Here is a 1,303-nt window from a genome sequence, read left to right on the forward strand (position 1 = left end):
GCCCGCGAGATCTACCAGGTCCTGACCACACCCAGCACTACATCCATCACCGCCGAGCAGCTCACCACCGCTGCTTGACATCCATAAGAGCATCCTCCGGAAACACCGGACAAGTCCAGCATTCAAGCAATGTCATGACCAAAATACGGAAACGGAGATGACAGCCCGGCCTCCCGCCCGCTACCGTCGCCCCGACGTCACACGCGCGCGGGAGGCACTCGGCCATGCCACAGACAACCCAGCAGGACAGCGGCCGAGGCCTCTGGTACGGCGTGGCGGCCTACGGCATCTGGGGGCTCTTCCCACTGTTCTGGCCGCTGCTGGAGCCCGGCGCCGCCGACGACATCCTGGCCAACCGGATGGTCTGGTCGCTGGTCGCCGTGGTGCTGATGCTGGTCGCCCAGCGGCACTGGAGCTGGATACGCCCGCTGCTGCGCCAGCCCCGCCGACTCGCCATGCTGGCCGGCGCCGCCACCGTGATCTCGGTCAACTGGGGCGTCTACATCTGGGCCGTCAACAACGGCCACGTGGTGGAGACCAGCCTCGGCTACTTCATCAACCCGCTGGTCACCATCGGCTTCGGCGTCCTGGTGCTCAAGGAGCGGCTGCGCGGCCCCCAGTGGACGGCCGTCGGCATCGGCGCGGCCGCCGTCGCGGTGCTGGCCGTCGCCTTCGGGCAGCTGCCCTGGATCGCGCTCACCCTGGCGCTCTCCTTCGCCACCTACGGCCTGCTGAAGAAGCAGGTCGGGCTGAGCGGGCTGGAGAGCCTGGCCGCCGAGAGCGCCTTCATGTTCCCCTTCGCCCTCGGCTACCTGGTCTACCTGGAGGTCAGCGGGCGCGGCACCTTCGGCCACACGGTGGCCGGCTCCTACGGCTGGGGGCACTCCGCACTGCTGGTGCTCAGCGGGGTGATCACCGCGGTCCCGCTGCTGTTCTTCGGCGCGGCCGCCGTCCGGGTGCCGCTGACCGTGCTGGGCCTGCTGCAGTACCTGGCGCCGGTGTTCCAGTTCCTGATCGGCGTCGCGGTGTTCCACGAGTCGATGCCGCCCGCGCGCTGGGCCGGCTTCGCCCTGGTGTGGGCCGCGCTGGCGCTGCTCACCTGGGACGCGCTGCGCCAGGTGCGGACCGACCGCGCGGAGCGGGCCGCGGCCGTGCCGCAACCCGCTCCCGCACCCGAGGCCCCCAAGGAGCCGGTCACCAGCTGACGCGGCTCAGAAAGTGTTGGGTTAGCTGGTGACTACTGGTTGTTGAGGTCGTCGGCGAGGCGGCGTGCTGCTTCGGTCTCGATGGTGCCGCGCGGTTC

At 69.8% G+C, this 1,303-nt stretch carries 1 protein-coding gene; it reads left to right on the top strand.

What is annotated here, in order from left to right:
• The first annotated feature begins 224 nt into the window (after window positions 1-224).
• A complete protein-coding gene (gene rarD / locus ABTZ03_RS44170) occupies window positions 225-1,205 on the top strand; it encodes an EamA family transporter RarD (protein ID WP_350518938.1) in 981 nt (326 codons plus the stop codon).
• Window positions 1,206-1,303 lie beyond the last annotated feature (98 nt).

The organism is Kitasatospora sp. NPDC096077 (assembly GCF_040303245.1).
In the GTDB taxonomy this organism is placed as follows: domain Bacteria; phylum Actinomycetota; class Actinomycetes; order Streptomycetales; family Streptomycetaceae; genus Kitasatospora.